Genomic DNA, 16675 nt, shown 5'->3' on the forward strand with positions numbered 1-16675 from the left:
GGCTGACCGCATAGAACCCGCCCGTTTTCAGCTAATTTCCGAAAGTGTTGACATCCAGAACGAACGTATCTCCAGCTCAAAGGAACGACACGATGCCAATCACCGAAATATTTCGGCACATACGTTGACATGTTTCGGGCGGATTCCCAGACTCGTCGCCAACACCCCACGCGGAAGGGAGAGCCCTGGTGATCATCAGCTCGGTCCGCTCCATGGCGCTGGCGGTAGCGGTGGCGCTCTCGGTCGCTGGAGCGGTGGCGGCACCATCCACCGTGGCCGCCGCGGCTGGTGGAGTTGAGGACGAAGGTGCCGACTGCGCAGTGACCGGCCTGCCCGACGAAGGATCCTTACCGACCAACTCCAAGCTTCCTGATCCCTTCAAAAAGCTGGACGGTACGCGCATCTCCGCCAAGTCCGAGTGGCGGTGCCGACGGGAAGAGATCAAGAAGCTGGCGGAGCGGTTCGTCTACGGCGAGAAGCCCGGAAAGCCGGCGAGCGTCACGGGAACGGTCTCGAGAACCGGCATCACCGTGAACGTGAACCACAACGGCAGAAGCGCCGGCTTCTCAGCGAGCGTCTCACTACCGAGCGGTTCCGGACCTTTCCCGGCCGTCGTCGTCCTGGGCGGATTCGGCGCGGACACGGCCGCCATCAGCGCGGCCGGTGCCGCCGTCATCAACTACGACCCCTACGCGGTCGGGCGAGAGGGCACGCCACGCAACAACAAGCAAGGCGCGTTCTACAGCATCTACGGCTCCTCAAGCAGCACCGGACTGCTGCTCGCCTGGGCCTGGGGTGTGAGCCGAATCATCGACGTCATCGAGCAGTCGGACGGCAGCATTCTCAAAGCGGATGCGACCGGCGTCACGGGATGCTCGCGGTTCGGAAAGGGCGCCTTCGTGATCGGCGCGTTCGATCAGCGCATCGCACTGACCATGCCGATCGAGTCGGGTAGCGCCGGTGTTCCCATCTTCCGCGGGATCCCCGGGGAAGGCGCCCAGAGTCTGAGCAGCGCCTATGGAGAGCAGCCGTGGCTGGGCGACGCGTTCGGCTCCTTCACCGGCAACCCGAACAGGCTGCCGGTGGACACACATGAAATGGTGGCCATGGTCGCGCCCCGCGGACTGTTCATCATGGATAATCCCCACATTGTTAATCTCGGCCCCAAGTCCGCGAGCGTCGCGGCCCTGGGTGGAGCGGAGGTCTACAAAGCGCTCGGTGCGGGAGACAACCTCACCTACTGGTCCGACATTCAGGACGGCAACCACTGCGCCAACAGACCTGAATGGCGGACCCCGTTGCAGCAGAACATCCAGAAGTTCATGCTGAAGACGGGCAGTGCTCCTGGCGCGATCAGGATCTCGGCCAAGGCGCTCGGCAATCTGTCCGAGTGGAGAAACTGGCAGACCCCGACCCTCAACAATTCCAGCGACACCTCCCCGCCGACGACCCCGGCCGGCTTGGCGGCCTCGGGAACCACGTCCACCGGCACGAACCTGAGCTGGACGGCCTCGATGGACGACAACGGCGTCGCCGGCTACGACATCCTGCGCGCGCCCGGCGCGAGCGGTGGCACGTTCACCCAGGTCGGCACCTCGACCACCACCTCGTTCAGCGACACGGGCCTGACCCCGAGCACCACCTACCGCTACCAGGTCAGGGCGCGGGACGCCGCGGGCAACACCTCGCCGGTCTCGAACACCGCGGAGGTCACCACCCAAACCGGCCCGTCCACCGGAACCTGCACGGCGGTTCCGACCGTACAGACCCAGTGGAGCACCGGGTACGTCATCCAGCCCCTGACCATCACCAACACCGGCACCTCGACGATCACCGGATGGACGGCCACCTTCACCCTGCCGCCCGGGCACACGCTGACCGGCTCGTGGAACGGCGCCGTCACCGTCAGCGGACAGACCGTGACGATCAGGAACGTCAGCCACAACGGCACCCTCGCCCCCGGAGCCAGCACCACCAGCGTCGGCCTCCAGGCGACCCGCCCGAACGGCAACACCGCACTTCCGTCCGGCTACACCTGCGCCTGACAGCTACCCCCCTACCCCGGTCCACCCACCCTCCGCAGCGCGGGTGGACCGGGGCCCCAGCGCCTCAGACAGCAAAACATTTGACACGACATACATGTCGTGTAATCTAATCTGCATGAGGAACGAAACGAGCACGATCAAGCAGGTGTCGGTGGTCAGCACGGGAAGCGTGTCGATCCACCCCGAGCACGTGGGCCCCACCCGCAAGCCGATGTACTGGTGGCTGTTCACCTCGCGCAACTGGACCCCGCCGCTGCCGATCAACGTCTACGTGATCGAGCGCGACGATGGGCTGGTGCTGTTCGACACCGGTCAGGACCGCGCGTCGGTTACCGACCCCGGCTACTTTCCCGGCGGCATCACCGGCGTGATGTACGACAGGCTGGCACGCTTCGACATCGGCCCCGCCGACACCCTCAGGGGCCGACTTGCCGCCATCGGCTACGACATCGCCGACGTGCACACGGCCGTACTCTCCCACCTGCACCAGGATCACATCGGGGGCCTGCGCGAGCTCACCCATGCCGAGATCGTGGTCAGCGGCGAGGAATGGCGGTCCTTCCAAGCGCCCCTGCCCGAACTGCGCGGACTCCTGCGTTCTCACATCGACCTGCCCGGACTGCGCTGGCGCCGGGTCGATCCCGGCCCTGTCGACGACCCCCGGCTCGCGCCCTTCACGGCCGGCCACGACCTGTTCGGCGACGGTGACCTTGTCCTGCTCCCCACTCCCGGCCACACTCCCGGGTCGCTGTCACTGCTGGTCCGCGGAGCCGGACATCCGCCGCTGCTCATGGTCGGCGACCTGACGTACGACGCTCGCCTGCTGCGGGAGAGCCTGGTCCCGGGAGTCGGGGAGAAGCGGCAACTGAGCGACACCACCAAGGCGATCAACACCCTGCGGGAGCGGAACCCGGGTCTGGTGATATTGCCGGCGCACGATCCTGGAGCGGCCGCACGTCTGGCCGCCGTGAGCGGGTCCTTCTCCAGGAATCAGGAGGTACGTTCGCGTGCGACCGGCTGAAGAACTCCGATACCTGATCCTGGCCGCCCAGCGAGAAGGCAACCGGCTGCTCGCCCAAGCCCTGCGCCCGCTCGGCATCACCCCCTCTCAGGCCGAAGTGATCCGCATCCTGCGGGATCGCGGATCGCTCACCCTCAACGGCCTCGGCGACCTGCTGGTCTGCGAGAGCGGCAACAGCCCCAGCCGCCTGGTCGATCGGCTCACGTCCGTGGGCCTGGTTGACCGTCAGGTGTCGGCGCACGACCGCCGCCACATCGAACTGTCCCTCACCGAAGAGGGACAGCGCCTCGCCCGGCAGATCATCGAGATCGAAGACGACCTCTACCGATCCATCGACGCCGCGGCCGAAGGCCACGACCTCGACGCGATCACCGCGTTCCTCCGAGCCTTCGTCGCCGGCCGACCCGCCGGCGAGGCGCTGGCTCGCCGCATCACCGCTGAATAGTGAGCTCCTCCATCAGTCGCGCGTCAGGGGGCGGTCAGGGTGAGGAACGGGATGGTGGCCCGGATGGGGAGTTCCAGCTCAAGTTCAGACCTGTGCACCTGATGGAGCCGGTACTCCGAAGCGACGGCGTCGAGGTGGAACTCCTTCACCTCAACGATCTCGTATTTCTCGTCGAGCATGATCAGGAGGTAGAGCGGGATGCCAGAGGCCGCGTACTGGATGCGCTTGTCGGTGAGGTCTTCACGGACTGTGCCCGGAGAGGACACCTCGACAACCGCGAGGGTCTCCGATGCCTCGGGCTTCTGGCCGGGATCGTCCAGGCATTTATAGACCACGACATCCGGACGCCGGAAGGTGAACTTGGGAACCCGCCAGAGCACTACATCAATGTCGGTCTCGACACTCATGCATGGACCGCTGGCGGAACGCGCGGTCTCCAACGAACTGGCGAGGCGACGTGCGATCCGGTTGTGCTGCGGAGCCGGCGACTCGCACTTGATCACATGGCCGTGAACGACCTCGATGCTTCTGGCGACGTCCTCAGGCAGCGCGCGGTATTCGGCCTCACCCATCACTTCGGGAAGAGACTCGAACCAGGACGGAGTTTCCATGCCGGTCTCCCTCGCTTGAGGCGGACATCGAGGATCGGCGAACAATGAAACGGTGACGAAAGTCGAACCCGCGCATCAGCTTGGGAACTGCGTCGATCATAGCTCGACAGGGCACTCGCTCATCCTGTCCGTCGCTCGTTCGCCTCGTGGCGCACCGAACCAGCGGTGCCGGGCGGTGTTGAGGCCGCCCACGTCAGGATCCTCCGCTGCCGCGGCCCAGGCCACGTGGCCGTCAGGGCGGATCAGCGCGCAGGCGTACCCCGCATCGGCGTCCAGTGCGCGGGCGCGCACGATTCGATCCGGTCCGTCCAGCCGTCCGCCACCGCCCACGGCCCAGGAGCGAGCGCGAGCAGCACGCCCCGGGCCCGGTGCAGCAACCGCATGGTGTCGGTCCGCTCGCCCTCGACGGTCAGTGGCCGGTACGGCAGACGGCACCCGGTCAGCGGATGGTCACCCGGGCCGACGTCGTACCTGATGGCTGTACCGGCGGGGCCCAGCAGCACAGCTCGACCGCCAGCTTCCAGCCGAGGATGACGGCGTCCTGCACACCCAGGTTGAGCCCCTGACCGCCGGCCGGCAGCAGGGTATGCGCGGCGTCGCCCGCCAGCAGGACCCGGCCCTGCCCGTACGCCGTGGCCTGGCGAACGGTATTGCCGAAACGGCTGATCCACACGGGCCTGCCGGCGGTGACATCGAACCCGGCGGCCCTGGCGAACACCTGCTTGGTCTCCTCCCACGTCGGGGTGACGCGCCCCCGATCACACTGCGGCGCAGAATGGCCGCGCTGCGCCTGAGCGGCGCCATGTATTTCGACGTGGAGTTCGACCCGCAGTTGTTCGGGCTCGGACTGCGGACCATCATCTGGCTCACCGTCTCGCCCGCAAGTCTCCAATCCATAGGGCAGGCGTTGGCCGGTCACCGCGGAACCGCCTTCGTCGTGGCCACCACCGGATCTTCCGGCCTGTGCATGAGCGTGTCCTGCGAGGACGGGGCAGCGTTGTACGACTACCTCACCAGCCGGGTGGCGCCATTGCACGGCATTCACCACCTGGAGACGGCGCCCGTGCTGCGCGCCGTGAAATACGGGGGCTCGCTGACCCATTTGCCGGCGCGTCGCTTCTGAACCTCCAAGACGCGTGCACCGTTGTGTTGTCGCGCCATTAGGCGCCTTGGCTCGCTCAGGTCGATGGAGGGCGAGGGGACGCTGGCTTCGGGGGTCGGAGGGTCTGTTCGACCAGCGTTTCTGTGGCTCGATCGAGGAGGTCACAGAATTGCCTGTGCTCAGCCGGGGTGAACTTGTCGACGAAGGCTTTCTCGAGCACGTTGACCTCTTGGTAGGCCTTGTCGAGGAGGCTCCGGCCGGCGTCGGTGAGATCGGCGATCATGACCTTGGCGTGCACGGGTGATGGCTGCCGGTCGATGAGTCCCTTGGCCTGCATGCCGGTGAGGACCGTGGCCATGCTCTGCTGGGTGACGCCGCAGGCACGAGCCAGTTGGGCGCCGGACATGCCGTCATCGCGGGAGAGGGTGAGCAGCACCGCGTACTGGGTCATGGTGAGCCCGTAGGTACGCAGGACGGCTTCGTGATGGGCCATCAGCGCCTGTTCGGCGCGGCGGATCCTTGTGCATAGGTACTCCTCGGCGGACACCTCGGCCACGTTCGTCACAGCTTCCTCATTTGACTCAGTTACCTGAGACTCGCTAGCTTCCGAGTATCAGGATACTGAGTCGAGCAAGAAGGTTGTGAACAATGAAGGCTGCAGTGCTCGCCACCGATGACCAACTCCGCGTGACCGAGATCGCCGAGCCAGTCCCGGAGCGCGGGGAGGTGGCGATCCGGGTCGCTTATGCGGGTGTTCAGTGGGGGGATGTGCTTATCCGTGACGGTCACTTCCCGGCTCCTCGTCCCTTCGTGCCCGGCTTCGAGGCGTCCGGGCAGGTCATCGCGGTCGGCGAGGGTGTCGATCCGGCACGCGTCGGTGAGCAGGTCATCGCGCTGACCAGTTCGGGCGGCTTCGCGGAGGTCGTCGTCGTCTCCTCGGTGCTGGCGATCGCGGCGCCCACCGTGGACTCGCGGACCGCCGCCGCGTTCGGCTGGGTCACCTCCACCGCCTACGACCTGATCAACACTGTCGCGGGAGTCCGACCGGGCCAGAGCGTGCTGATCCACGCGGCAGCCGGCGGGGTCGGTACGCTCGCGGGGCAGTTCGCCCGGGCCGCCGGCGCGGGGCGGATCGTAGGTGTCGTGGGCAATCCGGGACAGGTCGAGTACGCGCGGCAGCTCGGTTATGACCGGGTGCTCAGCCGCGAGGAGTTCCCCCAGGCTCTGGACGGGGAGCACTTCGATGTGATTCTCGATCCCATCGGCGGCCAGACCCGGCTGGCCAACCTGGAACGCCTGGCAGCGCACGGCCGGATCGTGGTCTACGGCAACATCGCCACCTTCGAGCCGGTCTCGGTCTCGGTCAACGATCTGCTCATGCAGGGCAGGTCGATGCTGACCTACAACAGCAACCTGCTCAGCCAGACCCATCCCGAGCGGCTCGCCGACAGCGTACGCCGCGCGCTGGAACTGGTCGGGGACGGCACGGTCGGCATCGATATCACCGCCGAATACGAGCTGGCCGACGTCGGGACCGCCATCGCCGATCTCGCCGGTGGAGCGACCCACGGCAAGAGCATCGTCCGGATCGGATGACGTCAGCCCCGGCCTGCTCCGGGTTTCAGCGGTCGCGTGTGTCGTAGGCCTCGCGGGCGCTGTCGATCCGGTCGATGTTCTCCTCGGCCCATTGCTTCATGACCTCGATCACCGGTAGCAGGCTCCGGCCCAGTTCGGTGAGCGCGTAGTCGACGCGTACCGGCACCGCGGGGGTGACCGTACGTGAGATCAGGCCGTCGCGTTCGAGGCGGCGCAGTGTTTCCGTGAGCATCTTCTGGCTCGCGCCCGCGATCGTCCGGGCCAGGTCGCCGTAGCGGCGTGGGCCGTCGGCCAGTTCGTTGAGCAGGACGGCTACCCACTTGTCGCCGATGCGGTCGATCAGCCGGTTGACCGGGCAGGCGGTGAAGCGGGCCTGATAGGAGTCCCGGCCGTCGACGCGCCGCTGGGCGGCGGTGCGCGTGGTCATGGCATCCCTTCGCGTGCGCTGGACACTTTGAAGTGCGTACTGCCGTTCGACCGTAGCACCGCCTAACTTCGCTCATGAACAGGGCGAATCCCGCCCGGTCAAGGAGTGAAGAGAGCATGACGACGATCACCGTCCTCGGCTCGGGCAATGTGGCCCGGGCCCTTACCGGCAGGCTGCGCGACGCGGGGCACGAGGTCATTGTGGGCTCTCGTGCCCCGGACAAGGTCGCCGCTGACTTCGGAGTGCGAGTCGCTGGTCTGCGTGCGGCGGCGGGGTCGGCGGAGGTGGTGATCAATGCCCTGCCCGGCGAGGTGTCGGTGGAGGTGCTGACCGGGCTAGCGGCGGAGTTGGCGGGCAAGGTGCTGGTCGACATCGCCAACGCCACCGAATCCGACTCGTACGGCTTCGCGTCGGCGCTCCTCTATCCGGGCAGCAGTCTCGCCGAGGAGATCCAGCGGGCGTTGCCGGACGTACGCGTGGTGAAGACGCTCAACACCATGCACTCGTCGGTCATGGCCGATCCGGCCCTGCCGGCCATGCCGCCCACCGCCTTCCTGTCCGGGGACGACGCCGACGCCAAGAAGGTCGTCGGCGGGCTGCTGGCCGAGCTGGGCTGGGCGCCAGAGTGGATCATCGACCTCGGTGGGGTGGAGACGGCGCGGGGGCCGGAGGCGTTCCTGCTGATGGTCGGCGGCCTCGTCCGCGCGCTCGGCCCTGTGCCCTTCGGCATGGCCGTCGCTCATTGACGTCCAAGGGCGGGGGTGTACGAGGTGGTCGCGAGCGACCAGCAGGTCAAGGGGTGAGCCAGGTGGTCACCGCCTCGGGCAGGCCGTCCGTGCCCGCCCAGGCCACGTAGCCGTCGGGGCGGATGAGCAGGGCGTCGGCGGGCGGGGCCGCACAGTGCGCGACGACGACTCGGAGGCGGCCATCGCGGACCAGGTCGCCCAGGTCCGACGCCGCAGGACGCTGACTGACCGATTCGCCCAGGTCCGATCCCACCGGACGCTGGCTGACGAGTTCGCCCGGGTCCGAGGGCGTGGGGCGTAGGTCGAGGAGTAGCCAGCCGGCCGGTCGCATGAGCTCGGCCACGCGGACAGGTCCGTCCACGGTGGTCAGTGCCAGGTCGGGGGCGAAGCGGCCGGTCAGTGGGTGGGACGCTGTGCCGTAGCGGACGTCGGAGCCCTGAAGCAGTTCGCCGAGGTGGCGCAGGGGCTGCTCGAAGGTGAGCAGTTCCGTGAGGAGGTCGCGCAGGGCCGTGCCGTCCTCGCCGGTGAGGCGCTCCAGGGCCGCCTGGGCGCGGGTGTGGCGCAGGGTGTGGGCGGCCACCGGGCGGCGTTCGGTCTCGTACGTGTCGAGCAGGCCGGTCGGCGCGTGGCCGTGCAGGTGGGCGGCCAGTTTCCAGGCGAGGTTGGCGGTGTCCATCAGGCCGACGTTCAGGGCCGAGCCACCCGCCGGGAACAGGTGGGCGGCGTCACCGGCCAGGAACACCCGGCCCTCGCGGTAGCGGTCGGCGAGGCGGGCCTGCGAGACCGTGCTCGACAGCCAGATGGGCTCGCCGAGCGGCAGGTCGACGCCGATGACCCGGCGCACCGCCTCCTCGAATTCCGCCAGCGTGACGGCCGACGCAGCCGCCGCACCCTTTTCGCGTACGCCCACGATCTTCTCGCGCACGCCGACGATGTGGACGCCGGGCCGGAGCGAGGTGAGCAGCAGGCGGCCGTTCGGGGTACGGTTCCAGCCCGGCTGCAGGCCACTGACCTGCGGGCTGTCGAAGAAGGACGCATGAGGCGCCTTGAAGTGGCCGAGCAGCATCACCTCGTCGTCCGTCGTGCCGGGGAAGCCGATGCCCGCCTGTTCGCGCACCAGGCTGTGGCCGCCGTCGCAGCCGACGACATACCGGGACTGGAGCCGGAAGCCGTCACCCTCCAGCGTCATGCCTTCGTCGTCCTGGGTGAGCGTTCTCAGCCGGTGACCCCAGCTGATCTCGGCGCCGAGCTCGGCCGCGCGCTCACCCAGCAGCCGCTCCAGGCGCGGCTGCTGGATCATCAGCAGGTGTAACGGGGCATCGCCGCCCAGTTCGGCGAAGTTCAGGGGCACCGAGCCGAACGGGAAGCCCGGCGCGCGCCCGGCGAACGGGCTGCCCGCGCTGAACCGTTCGAGCAGACCCCGGTGGTCGAGGAACCGGATGATCTGCCCGCCCAGGCCGTTGGCCTTGGGGAGGTCGCCGGGCTCGGCTCGCTTCTCCAGCACGATCGTACGGACGCCGGCCAGGCGCAGCTCGCACGCCAGCATGAGCCCGGCGGGGCCCGCTCCTATGATCACTACTTCTTCCATGGCCGTCAGGCTAGATTGACAAAGCAGACCCTGTCAATCTAGCCTGACGTTGTGGACGTGGGAGAACTCTCTGAGCGCATCAAGTCGAACGACCCCGCCATGGGACTGCGCGCGGTCGGCGCCCTGCACCGGCTGGCCGAGCAGGTCGAGGCCGTCTCCGTGGCCCTGGCCAGGGAGCAGGGGTGGACGTGGGAGCAGATCGGCGACGCGCTCGGCATGTCACGGCAGTCGGTGCACGCGAAGTACGGAAAGTGAGGTTCGTATGTTCGGGATAGAGAAGAGCCCGTTCGCGGTGGTCGTGACCGCGGCGCTGGAGGAGGCCAGGCAGCGCGGCGATCGGCGACTGGGGACCGAGCATCTGCTGCTCGGGCTGCTGCGTGATCCGGGTCAGGCCCCCGCCCGGGCGCTCGGCGTGGATCTGGACCGGGCGCGGGCGGCCCTCGATGAGCTCGACCGGGCGGCGCTGCGGGCGCTCGGGATCGACGTGGGCGAGGTGCCGCCGGCCCGGCCGCGCAAGCATCCGGCGGTGCCGGGCACCGCGCTGACCTCCAGCGCGCGGGCGGCGATCAACCAGTCGATCAAGGCGACCACCCGCAAGGTCAGGAACACCGCCGGACCGGCGCAGCTCCTGCTGGCCCTGCTCGCCCAGGGACGACCCGATCCCGTGGCGGAGCTGATCGACCACCTCGGCATCGACCGCACGGAGGTACGTGATCGGCTGGCCGCCTAAAAGCATGCAGGTCGGGGGAAATCGAGTTGAGCGCGAGCAACCCCCCTGACAAGCTCGAACGATGGACCGCACGTTCGACGACCTGGTCGAAGAGGCCGCATCGGTCTCCGTGGACGGCTGGGACTTCTCCTGGCTCGATGGCCGGGCGACGGAGGCCCGCCCCTCCTGGGGGTACGCCCGTCTCCTGGCCGGCCGGATGGCCACGGCCGAGGCCGCGCTCGACATCGAGACCGGCGGCGGCGAGATCCTGGCCGGAGTCCCGAAGCTGCCGCCGATCACCGTCGCCACCGAGTCGTGGCCACCCAACCTCGCCCTGGCCGCCAGGCGGCTGCACCCCCGCGGCGCCGCGCTGGTGGCCGACGACGAGCGGCCGCGCCTGCCGTTCCGCGCGGACACCTTCGACCTGGTCGTCAGCCGCCACCCGGTACACACCTGGTGGGCGGAGATCGCCCGGATCCTCAGGCCGGGCGGCACCTACTTCTCACAGCAGGTCGGCCCGCGCAGTGTCGTCGAGCTGAGCGAATACTTCCTGGGCCCGCTGGACGGCTCCAGTCGCGACCCCGAGAAGGCCAGGGCGGCGGCCGAGCAGGCCGGGCTCACCGTGGCCGACCTCCGGGCCGAGTCGCTGCGGATGGAGTTCCGGGACATCGGCGCGGTGATCTACTTCCTGCGCAAGGTCATCTGGATCGTGCCGGGCTTCTCGGTCGACCGCTACCGGAAAGAGCTGCGCGAGCTGCACGAACGCATCCAGGAGGACGGGCCGTTCGTCGCCCACTCCACCCGTTTCCTGATCGAGGCCAGGGCCTAGCCGGCTACCACCTCGGGTGTACGACGAACGAGGCCGAACACTCCCCTGGGTGAAGCTCAGGACGCGCCGAGGGTCTGATGTGCCGGGCTCATCCGGCGGCGACCCTGGAAGGCATGAACACGATGACGCATTGGGGCTGGGGCGCTGGCTTCTGGCCGATCATTCCGGTTCTCTGGGGTCTGTTCTGGGTGGCCCTCGTCGCCCTGGGCGCCCGGGCCTGGCAGAAGGGTCGATGGCGTACCGAGGTCAGAGCGACGGGGTCGGCGGAGCGGATCCTCGCCGAGCGGTACGCTCGCGGCGAGATGACCGACGACGAGTACTTCGAGCGCATGTCGGTACTCAAGAGCTAACCGTCCCGGTGGGTGAAAAAACTGTTGCTGGCCGCATCCGGTTCGCAACCTTAAGTTGCTTCTAGGGACTGTCGAGAAGTGGGGGCTCGTATGCAGTCGATCGCCCGGTTCTGCGGCCAGAGCAGCTGCTGAGCGTGCAGCCTTTCGCCCTCCTCGCCAGTGGACTCGTCGCCGGGCTCGTGGCGGGGACCGCGTCCTGTACGGCGGTGCAGGGTGGCCTGCTCGTGGGCCTCACCTCGGGCGGCTGCGAGCGGCCGTCGCGCGATCCGGTGCTCGTGGCCTGGTTCCTCGCGGGCCGTATGGTCTCCTACTCGGTCGCCGGGGTGCTGCTCGGCCTGGCCGGTTCGGCCGTCAGCCTGCCCCCGGAGGTGCGGGCGCTGCTGCTGGTGGCGGCGGGCATCACGGTCATCGCGTACGCGATCAGGCTGCTCCACCGGCGGTCCGGCTGTGACGAAATCCCCCGGCGCGTGGCCCGCAGCGCGCCTCTGCTGGGCGCGGCGACCATCCTCATCCCCTGTGGAGTGACGCTCGGCATGGAGATGGTCGCGGTCTCCAGTGGCTCGCCGCTGGGTGGCGCGGCGGTGATGGCCGGGTTCGTCCTCGGCACCGCGCCCGCCTTCGCGCTGCTCGGCTGGGTCCTGCGGCGGGTCTCGCGGACCAGGCTCGCCAGGCTGGCGGGGGTGGCGGCGCTCGTGGCCGGCCTGTGGACGGTCGGCTCGGGGGTCAGCCTGGGCGGCTGGCTCGCGCCACCGGGATCGGCCGCCGCCGAATCCACAGCCGCCGCCGGGCAGGGCGCCCAAACGGTCACCGTCTGGGCGACGCGCGACGGCTACCGGCCCGGGATCGTGACCGCGCGTGCCGGAGTGTCCGTCGACATCATCTTCAAGCTGGCCGATCAGGGCTGCACCCGGACGGTCACCATCGCCGGACGGGACTTCGCCCTGCCCACGACGGTACGGCTGCCGCCACAGCGCCCAGGGTCACTTCGCTACGTATGCGGGATGGGGATGTACAGCGGGTACATCAACTTCTCCTAGCGTCGGCGATTACTGTTCGCATTCTCTCGATTACCTGGCACCCTGTGCCCATGGCGTGGTGGCAAGAGGAGGTGGCGGCGCCGGCCGTTCCGGCGCCACGCGTGGGAGACGAGCCTGAGCTGCTCATGGCCGCGCAGGCGGGCGACCCGCAGGCGGCGCACCGGCTCGGCCGGCTCTGCGCGCAGCGCGGCGATCGCTCGGCGGCCAAGGAGTGGTGGGAACGGGCGGCGGCGGGCGGCAACATCGACAGCGCCTACAACCTGGGTGTCTGGCACGAGAAGCACGGCAGCCTGGAGGAGGCCGTCTCCTGGTACAAACTGGCCGCCGCCACCGGTGACGTCGAGGCCGCGGTCAACCTGGCGACGCTGCTGCTGGAGCAGCGCGGAGACGTCGAGGCCGCCAGAAGGTGGTTCGAGACCGCGGCCCGCGAGGGCTCCAGGACGGCCGCCCGGCGACTGGCGCTGATCTGCGAGGACGGCGGCGAGGTCGCGGCGGCGCGCGAGTGGCACCGCAGGGCGGCCGCCGACGGCGACGCGGCCTCCGCGCACGACCTGGGCTTCCTGGCGTACGCGGCGGGCGAGGACGAGGAGACCCTGCACTGGTGGGAGTACGCCGCGCGCGAGGGCCATGCCGAGTCGGCCTACTGTCTCGGCCTGTTCCTCCAGGCCAGCCGCGACCCCGAGGGTGCCGAGGCGTACTACCGGCTGGCCGCCAGGAGCGAGCATCCGGGCGCCGCCTCGCAGCTCGGCGGCATCGCGCTGGGCCACGGGGATCTGCGTACGGCCCGCGCCTGGTTCGAGCGGGCCGCCAACGCGGGCCGGTTGGCGGATCAGCGGATGGCCGGGTTCGTCTGCGTCGAGCTCGGCGACCCCGCGGGGGCCGGACACTGGTTCGGCCGGGCGGCGGCCAGCGGCGACGCCGAGTCCGCCTTCCACTTCGGGTTGCTGCTCATCGCCGAGTTCGGTGATCTGGCGGGCGGGCGGCACTGGTTCCGCCAGGCCGCGCTGGCCGGGCATCACCAGGCGGCCATCGAGCTGGCCGGGCTGCTGTCGGCGTCCGGGGATACGGACGAGGCCGCGCGGTGGCTGGCCGCCCCGCCGCCCCCGGCATGGAACCGGCTGGCCGAGCCCGAGCTGGCCGCGCGTGCCGAGCTGGCCGCGGCGGCCACCGGCCGCAGGGGCGGCCTCTCGCTGGGCGTACCCGAGCTGGCCGAGATCCTCGGCACCTGGGACCTGGCGACCAGGCCGCTGCACGACCACGCGGACGTGCTGGGCTGGCTGGTGCGGCGTAGCGGCCTGCACTCCAGCGCGATCGAGTACCTGGCGTCGGTACGCGGCACGCTGCTGCGTCCGGGCAGCGCGCCCTGGCCCAGCCCCGGCGAGATCGACCATGTCCTGGCCACGGCCCGCGACCTGCGGCAACGGCTCGGCGTCCGATAGCGCCACTCGCGCTATCGGACGCCCAAGCCAGGGTTTCAGGCGGCGAGGACTTCGGCCACCGGCGTGAACGGTAGTTCGAGCGCCTGCGCGACCGGGCCGTTGGTGAGCAGCCCGTCGTGGGTGTTGAGCCCGCCCGCCAGGCCCGCGTCGGCCTTGAGCGCCTCGCGCCAGCCCTGGTCGGCCAGCTTGACGGCGTACGGGAGTGTCGCGTTGGTCAGGGCGTAGGTGGAGGTGTTGGCCACCGAGCCCGGCATGTTCGCCACGCAGTAGAAGATCGAGCCGTGCACGGTGTAGGTCGGCGCGGCGTGCGTGGTCGGGCGCGAGTCCTCGAAGCAGCCGCCCTGGTCGATGGCGATGTCGACGAGCACCGAACCCTTCTTCATGCGCGAGACCAGCTCGTTCGAGACCAGCGTCGGAGCCTTGGCGCCCGGGATCAGGACCGCGCCGATGACCAGGTCGGCGTTCAGCACCTCCTGCTCGATCGCGTACGACGTCGAGACCAGCGTCTTGAGCCGGCCCTGGTAGATGGCGTCGATGAAGCGCAGGCGGTCGACGTTCGTGTCGAGCACGGTGACGTCCGCGCCCATGCCGACGGCGATCTGGGCGGCGTTCAGCCCGGAGACGCCGCCGCCGATCACGACCACCTTGGCCGGGGCCACGCCGGGCACGCCGCCCGGCAGCACGCCGCGCCCGCCGTTGAAGCGCATCAGGTTGTACGCCCCCACCTGCGGGGCCAGCCGGCCGGCGACCTCGGACATCGGGGCGAGCAGCGGCAGCGTGTTGCCGACCTGCACGGTCTCGTACGCGATGCCGGTCGTCCGCGCGCCGAGCAGCGCGTCGGTGCACGGCCGGGAGGCGGCCAGGTGCAGGTAGGTGAACAGCACCAGGCCCTCGCGCAGCCGGTGGTACTCCTCGGCGATCGGCTCCTTGACCTTGAGCACCATCTCCGCCTCGCCCCACACGGCGTCGGCGCTGTCGATGATCTTCGCGCCCGCGGCCAGGTATTCCTCGTCCGGGATGTGCGAACCCAAGCCCGCGCTTCGCTGCACGGTGACGTCGTGGCCGTGGCGGACCAGCTCGTGCACGCCTGCCGGGGTTACGGCGACTCGGTATTCGTGGTTCTTGACCTCGGCAGGCACGCCGATCTTCATCGCGAATCCTTTCGTTCCTTTAAAGCGTTAGAGGCGAGCCCACGCTTCGGTGAGCACGTTGCGGAGGATCGACCCGATCTCGTCGAACTCCTTCGGCCCCGCGATGAGCGGCGGCGCGAGCTGGATGACGGGGTCGCCGCGGTCGTCGGCGCGGCAGTAGAGCCCGGCGTCGAACAGCGCCTTCGACAGGAACCCGCGCAGCAGCCGCTCCGACTCCTCGGCCGTGAACGTCTCCTTGGTGGCCTTGTCCTTGACCAGCTCGATGCCCCAGAAGTAGCCGGCGCCCCGGACGTCGCCGACGATCGGCAGGTCCTTGAGCCCGTCGAGGGTGGCCTGGAAGAGCGGCTCGTTCTTGGTGACGTGGCCGAGCAGGTCCTCGCGCTCGAAGATGTCGAGGTTGGCCAGCGCCACGGCCGCGGAGACCGGGTGGCCGCCGAAGGTGTAGCCGTGCGCGAACATCTCGTCGCCGCTCTTGAACGGCTCGAACAGCCGGTCGTGCACGATCATCGCCCCGATGGGCGAGTAGCCGCTGGTCAGGCCCTTGGCGCAGGTGATGATGTCGGGCACGTAGTCGAACTTCTGGCCGCCGAACATCGTGCCGAGCCGGCCGAAGGCGCAGATGACCTCGTCGGAGACGAGCAGCACGTCGTACTCGTCGCAGATCTCGCGCAGCCGCTGCCAGTAGCCGGCCGGGGGCGGGAAGCAGCCGCCGGCGTTCTGCACCGGCTCGGCGAAGACGGCGGCCACCGTGTCGGGGCCCTCCATCTCGATCGCGCGGGCGACCCGGTCGGCGGCCCAGATGCCGTACTCCTCCGGGCTCATCCCCTTGACGCCGGTGATCTCGTCGGCGCGGTAGTAATTCGTGTTCGGCACCCGCACCGAGCCGGGCACGAGCGGCTCGAACATCTGCTTGAACGCCGGGATGCCGGTGATCGACAGGGCGCCCTGCGGGGTGCCGTGGTAGGCGATGTTGCGGCTGATGACCTTGTGCTTGAGCGGCTTGCCGACCAGCTTGTAGTACTGCTTGGCCAGCTTCCAGGCGGACTCGACCGCCTCGCCGCCGCCGGTGGTGAAGAAGACCCTGTTGAGGTCGCCCGGGGTCAGGCTCGCCAGCCGCTCGGCCAGCTCGGCCGCCTTCGGGTGCGCGTAGGACCACAGCGGGAAGAAGGCCAGCTCCTGCGCCTGCTTGGCGGCCGCCTCGGCCAGCTCGCTCCGGCCGTGACCGGCCTGGACCACGAAGAGTCCGGCCAGGCCGTCCAGGTAGCGCTTGCCGTGGATGTCGTAGATATAGGAGCCCTCACCGCGAACGATGGTCGGGATCTCTGCCTGCTGGTACGCACTGTGCCTCGTGAAGTGCAACCACAGGTGGTCCTGCGCGGCCTTGAGAATCTCGTTTTCCGGCTGCGTCATGATTATCTTCCCTCGTGTCCGATCTCCCCACAGTCTGCATGTTCACCTCGGGTTTGCCAAGCGAAAGCGTCGCAACAGTATGCAAGAAATCCGAGATCCGCAGGAACGGTATGTAACAGCCACGAAATCCGCAGGTAGATTGGCGCGCGGGTCATGCCTGTTTCACGCG

Annotated in this window: 19 protein-coding genes and 1 pseudogene; 12 read left to right on the forward strand and 8 right to left on the reverse strand. The window is 69.0% G+C overall.

The window, feature by feature from the left end; all coding sequences use genetic code 11:
• The first annotated feature begins 188 nt into the window (after positions 1 to 188).
• The 3 genes from ACGFNP_RS21670 (at position 189) to ACGFNP_RS21680 (ending at position 3511) form a co-directional block, all read left to right on the forward strand.
• The gene (locus ACGFNP_RS21670) at positions 189 to 2045 is read left to right on the forward strand and encodes a cellulose binding domain-containing protein (RefSeq protein WP_393321174.1); all 1857 of its coding nucleotides are present in this window, start codon (positions 189 to 191) and stop codon (positions 2043 to 2045) included.
• Between the two features lie 115 nt (positions 2046 to 2160).
• A complete protein-coding gene (locus ACGFNP_RS21675; protein WP_393321177.1) occupies positions 2161 to 3066 on the forward strand; it encodes an N-acyl homoserine lactonase family protein in 906 nt (301 codons plus the stop codon).
• A complete protein-coding gene (locus tag ACGFNP_RS21680) occupies positions 3053 to 3511 on the forward strand; it encodes a MarR family winged helix-turn-helix transcriptional regulator (protein WP_393321180.1) in 459 nt (152 codons plus the stop codon). The genes ACGFNP_RS21675 and ACGFNP_RS21680 overlap by 14 nt, the downstream gene beginning before the upstream one ends.
• Positions 3512 to 3534: 23 nt before the next feature.
• Here ACGFNP_RS21680 and ACGFNP_RS21685 read toward each other — a convergent pair whose 3' ends face one another.
• The 3 genes and pseudogenes from ACGFNP_RS21685 to ACGFNP_RS21695 form a co-directional block, all read right to left on the reverse strand.
• The gene (locus tag ACGFNP_RS21685; protein ID WP_393321183.1) at positions 3535 to 4122 is read right to left on the reverse strand and encodes a Uma2 family endonuclease; all 588 of its coding nucleotides are present in this window, start codon (positions 4120 to 4122) and stop codon (positions 3535 to 3537) included.
• Between the two features lie 96 nt (positions 4123 to 4218).
• Positions 4219 to 4625 (reverse strand): annotated as a pseudogene (locus ACGFNP_RS21690) (hypothetical protein).
• The gene (locus tag ACGFNP_RS21695; RefSeq protein WP_393321186.1) at positions 4562 to 4840 is read right to left on the reverse strand and encodes an FAD-dependent monooxygenase; all 279 of its coding nucleotides are present in this window, start codon (positions 4838 to 4840) and stop codon (positions 4562 to 4564) included. The pseudogene ACGFNP_RS21690 and the gene ACGFNP_RS21695 overlap by 64 nt, the downstream one beginning before the upstream one ends.
• 57 nt (positions 4841 to 4897) lie before the next feature.
• Here ACGFNP_RS21695 and ACGFNP_RS21700 point away from each other — a divergent pair, with 57 nt between their 5' ends.
• Positions 4898 to 5245 carry an Lrp/AsnC family transcriptional regulator gene (locus tag ACGFNP_RS21700; protein ID WP_393321189.1) on the forward strand — a complete coding sequence of 116 codons (348 nt, stop codon included), beginning with the start codon at positions 4898 to 4900 and terminating at the stop codon, positions 5243 to 5245.
• Positions 5246 to 5300: 55 nt separating this feature from the next.
• On the opposite strand, the gene ACGFNP_RS21705 is transcribed toward ACGFNP_RS21700, so the two are convergent.
• On the reverse strand, positions 5301 to 5789 hold the full coding sequence (locus tag ACGFNP_RS21705) for a MarR family winged helix-turn-helix transcriptional regulator (protein WP_393321192.1): 489 nt from the start codon (positions 5787 to 5789) through the stop codon (positions 5301 to 5303).
• 83 nt (positions 5790 to 5872) lie between these two features.
• Between ACGFNP_RS21705 and ACGFNP_RS21710 the strand changes: the two genes are divergently transcribed.
• On the forward strand, positions 5873 to 6820 hold the full coding sequence (locus tag ACGFNP_RS21710) for a zinc-binding alcohol dehydrogenase family protein (RefSeq protein ID WP_393321195.1): 948 nt from the start codon (positions 5873 to 5875) through the stop codon (positions 6818 to 6820).
• Between the two features lie 25 nt (positions 6821 to 6845).
• Here the strand turns inward: ACGFNP_RS21710 and ACGFNP_RS21715 are convergent, their stop codons facing one another.
• Complete coding sequence (locus tag ACGFNP_RS21715) at positions 6846 to 7247, reverse strand: winged helix-turn-helix transcriptional regulator (RefSeq protein ID WP_393321198.1); 402 nt, start codon at positions 7245 to 7247, stop codon at positions 6846 to 6848.
• 116 nt (positions 7248 to 7363) lie between these two features.
• Here ACGFNP_RS21715 and ACGFNP_RS21720 point away from each other — a divergent pair, with 116 nt between their 5' ends.
• Positions 7364 to 7993: an NADPH-dependent F420 reductase gene (locus ACGFNP_RS21720; protein WP_393321201.1), complete on the forward strand. Its 630-nt coding sequence runs from the start codon at positions 7364 to 7366 to the stop codon at positions 7991 to 7993.
• Positions 7994 to 8039: 46 nt separating this feature from the next.
• Here the strand turns inward: ACGFNP_RS21720 and ACGFNP_RS21725 are convergent, their stop codons facing one another.
• Entirely contained in the window at positions 8040 to 9581 is a 1542-nt protein-coding gene (locus ACGFNP_RS21725) for an FAD-dependent monooxygenase (protein ID WP_393321204.1), read from the reverse strand.
• A 57-nt stretch (positions 9582 to 9638) separates the two neighbouring features.
• On the opposite strand from ACGFNP_RS21725, the gene ACGFNP_RS21730 reads away from it, so the two are divergent.
• The 6 genes from ACGFNP_RS21730 (at position 9639) to ACGFNP_RS21755 (ending at position 13945) form a co-directional block, all read left to right on the forward strand.
• Positions 9639 to 9836: a helix-turn-helix domain-containing protein gene (locus ACGFNP_RS21730; RefSeq protein ID WP_214633670.1), complete on the forward strand. Its 198-nt coding sequence runs from the start codon at positions 9639 to 9641 to the stop codon at positions 9834 to 9836.
• A gap of 7 nt (positions 9837 to 9843) precedes the next feature.
• The gene (locus ACGFNP_RS21735) at positions 9844 to 10311 is read left to right on the forward strand and encodes a Clp protease N-terminal domain-containing protein (protein WP_393321208.1); all 468 of its coding nucleotides are present in this window, start codon (positions 9844 to 9846) and stop codon (positions 10309 to 10311) included.
• A 61-nt stretch (positions 10312 to 10372) separates the two neighbouring features.
• A complete protein-coding gene (locus ACGFNP_RS21740; RefSeq protein WP_393321211.1) occupies positions 10373 to 11119 on the forward strand; it encodes a class I SAM-dependent methyltransferase in 747 nt (248 codons plus the stop codon).
• Positions 11120 to 11232: 113 nt separating this feature from the next.
• Positions 11233 to 11469, forward strand: a complete 237-nt coding sequence (locus ACGFNP_RS21745; RefSeq protein WP_358339881.1) for an SHOCT domain-containing protein — start codon at positions 11233 to 11235, stop codon at positions 11467 to 11469.
• A gap of 134 nt (positions 11470 to 11603) precedes the next feature.
• A complete protein-coding gene (locus ACGFNP_RS21750; protein ID WP_393321215.1) occupies positions 11604 to 12506 on the forward strand; it encodes a sulfite exporter TauE/SafE family protein in 903 nt (300 codons plus the stop codon).
• Positions 12507 to 12556: 50 nt separating this feature from the next.
• A complete protein-coding gene (locus tag ACGFNP_RS21755) occupies positions 12557 to 13945 on the forward strand; it encodes a tetratricopeptide repeat protein (protein ID WP_393321218.1) in 1389 nt (462 codons plus the stop codon).
• Between the two features lie 35 nt (positions 13946 to 13980).
• Here ACGFNP_RS21755 and ald read toward each other — a convergent pair whose 3' ends face one another.
• Both ald and ACGFNP_RS21765 read right to left on the reverse strand, forming a co-directional pair.
• Positions 13981 to 15096 (reverse strand): alanine dehydrogenase, encoded by a 1116-nt coding sequence (gene ald / locus ACGFNP_RS21760; RefSeq protein ID WP_358339884.1) that lies wholly within the window; start codon positions 15094 to 15096, stop codon positions 13981 to 13983.
• Between the two features lie 27 nt (positions 15097 to 15123).
• Positions 15124 to 16506, reverse strand: coding sequence for an aspartate aminotransferase family protein (locus ACGFNP_RS21765; protein ID WP_358339885.1), 1383 nt, complete (start codon positions 16504 to 16506; stop codon positions 15124 to 15126).
• Between the last annotated feature and the right edge of the window lie 169 nt (positions 16507 to 16675).

Origin of the sequence: Nonomuraea sp. NPDC049269 (assembly GCF_043197155.1) — a bacterium.
Lineage (GTDB): Bacteria > Actinomycetota > Actinomycetes > Streptosporangiales > Streptosporangiaceae > Nonomuraea.

What these genes read in the sequence shown, in the direction of transcription:
- ACGFNP_RS21675 (WP_393321177.1), top strand. Translation starts at nt 2,161, where the DNA reads ATGAGGAACGAAACGAGCACGATCAAGCAGGTGTCGGTGGTCAGCACG.
- ACGFNP_RS21685 (WP_393321183.1), bottom strand. Translation starts at nt 4,122, where the DNA reads ATGGAAACTCCGTCCTGGTTCGAGTCTCTTCCCGAAGTGATGGGTGAG.
- ACGFNP_RS21700 (WP_393321189.1), top strand. Translation starts at nt 4,898, where the DNA reads ATGGCCGCGCTGCGCCTGAGCGGCGCCATGTATTTCGACGTGGAGTTC.
- ACGFNP_RS21710 (WP_393321195.1), top strand. Translation starts at nt 5,873, where the DNA reads ATGAAGGCTGCAGTGCTCGCCACCGATGACCAACTCCGCGTGACCGAG.
- ACGFNP_RS21715 (WP_393321198.1), bottom strand. Translation starts at nt 7,247, where the DNA reads ATGACCACGCGCACCGCCGCCCAGCGGCGCGTCGACGGCCGGGACTCC.
- ACGFNP_RS21720 (WP_393321201.1), top strand. Translation starts at nt 7,364, where the DNA reads ATGACGACGATCACCGTCCTCGGCTCGGGCAATGTGGCCCGGGCCCTT.
- ACGFNP_RS21725 (WP_393321204.1), bottom strand. Translation starts at nt 9,581, where the DNA reads ATGGAAGAAGTAGTGATCATAGGAGCGGGCCCCGCCGGGCTCATGCTG.
- ACGFNP_RS21735 (WP_393321208.1), top strand. Translation starts at nt 9,844, where the DNA reads ATGTTCGGGATAGAGAAGAGCCCGTTCGCGGTGGTCGTGACCGCGGCG.
- ACGFNP_RS21740 (WP_393321211.1), top strand. Translation starts at nt 10,373, where the DNA reads ATGGACCGCACGTTCGACGACCTGGTCGAAGAGGCCGCATCGGTCTCC.
- ACGFNP_RS21745 (WP_358339881.1), top strand. Translation starts at nt 11,233, where the DNA reads ATGAACACGATGACGCATTGGGGCTGGGGCGCTGGCTTCTGGCCGATC.
- ACGFNP_RS21755 (WP_393321218.1), top strand. Translation starts at nt 12,557, where the DNA reads ATGGCGTGGTGGCAAGAGGAGGTGGCGGCGCCGGCCGTTCCGGCGCCA.
- ald (WP_358339884.1), bottom strand. Translation starts at nt 15,096, where the DNA reads ATGAAGATCGGCGTGCCTGCCGAGGTCAAGAACCACGAATACCGAGTC.
- ACGFNP_RS21765 (WP_358339885.1), bottom strand. Translation starts at nt 16,506, where the DNA reads ATGACGCAGCCGGAAAACGAGATTCTCAAGGCCGCGCAGGACCACCTG.